The 1,528-nt window shown below is 55.5% G+C and carries 1 rRNA gene; it reads right to left on the minus strand.

The window, feature by feature from the left end:
- Positions 1-10: 10 nt before the first annotated feature.
- A 16S ribosomal RNA gene (locus ACYVHT_RS23195) occupies positions 11-1,524 on the minus strand.
- Between the last annotated feature and the right edge of the window lie 4 nt (positions 1,525-1,528).

The raw sequence follows: 1,528 nt of genomic DNA on the forward strand, positions 1-1,528 counted from the left end.
ACTGCTCCAGAAAGGAGGTGATCCAGCCGCACCTTCCGGTACGGCTACCTTGTTACGACTTAGCCCTAATTACCTGTTCTACCCTAACCGGCTTCGTTGCGGAGCACCGGCTTCAGGTCTACCAGACTTTCATGGCTTGACGGGCGGTGTGTACAAGGCCCGGGAACGTATTCACCGCGTCATTGCTGATACGCGATTACTAGTGATTCCAGCTTCACGGAGTCGAGTTGCAGACTCCGATCCGAACTGAGAACGGCTTTTCGGGATTGGCGCACCATCGCTGGTTGGCAACCCGCTGTACCGTCCATTGTAGCACGTGTGTAGCCCTAGGCGTAAGGGCCATGATGACCTGACGTCGTCCCCGCCTTCCTCACTGCTTGCGCAGGCAGTCTGGCTAGAGTCCCCACCATTACGTGCTGGCAACTAACCATAGGGGTTGCGCTCGTTGCGGGACTTAACCCAACACCTCACGGCACGAGCTGACGACGGCCATGCAGCACCTTGCTTTGTGTCCCGAAGGAAAGATTCATCTCTGAACCGGTCACGCGCATTCTAGCCTAGGTAAGGTTCCTCGCGTATCATCGAATTAAACCACATGCTCCACCACTTGTGCGGGCCCCCGTCAATTCTTTTGAGTTTCACCCTTGCGGGCGTACTCCCCAGGTGGGATACTTAACGCTTTCGCTAAGCCAGTGACCGTCTATCGCCACCAGCGAGTATCCATCGTTTACGGCGTGGACTACCAGGGTATCTAATCCTGTTCGCTCCCCACGCTTTCGTGCCTCAGCGTCAGTTACAGTCTAGGCAGCTGCCTTCGCAATCGGGGTTCTGGATGCTATCTATGCATTTCACCGCTACAGCATCCATTCCGCCACCCTCGTCTGTACTCAAGTCCCGCAGTTTCCAGGGCAGTTCCGTTGTTGAGCAACGGGCTTTCACCCCAGACTTACAGGACCGCCTACGCACCCTTTAAACCCAATAAATCCGGACAACGCTTGCACCCTCCGTATTACCGCGGCTGCTGGCACGGAGTTAGCCGGTGCTTATTCACCAGGTACCGTCAGTAGAGCACGCATGCCCTTTTTTCTTCCCTGGCAAAAGCAGTTTACGACTCAGAAAGCCTTCATCCTGCACGCGGCATGGCTGGGTCAGGCTCTCGCCCATTGCCCAATATTCCCTACTGCTGCCTCCCGTAGGAGTCGGGCCCGTATCTCAGTGCCCGTGTGGGGGACCAGCCTCTCAGCTCCCCTAGCCATCGTCGCCTTGGTAAGCCGTTACCTTACCAACCAGCTAATGGCACGCAGCCCCATCCGAATCCAATAAATCTTTAACTGTTAAACGATGCCGTTCTGCAGTTTTATGCGGTATTAATCCGCCTTTCGGCGGGCTATCCCCCAGATTCGGGTAGGTTGGCTACGCGTTACGCACCCGTGCGCCACTATGGTATTGCTACCACCGTTCGACTTGCATGTATTAGGCCTGCCGCTAGCGTTCATCCTGAGCCAAGATCAAACTCTCCATTGTAAAA

The organism is Hymenobacter daeguensis, assembly GCF_054780555.1.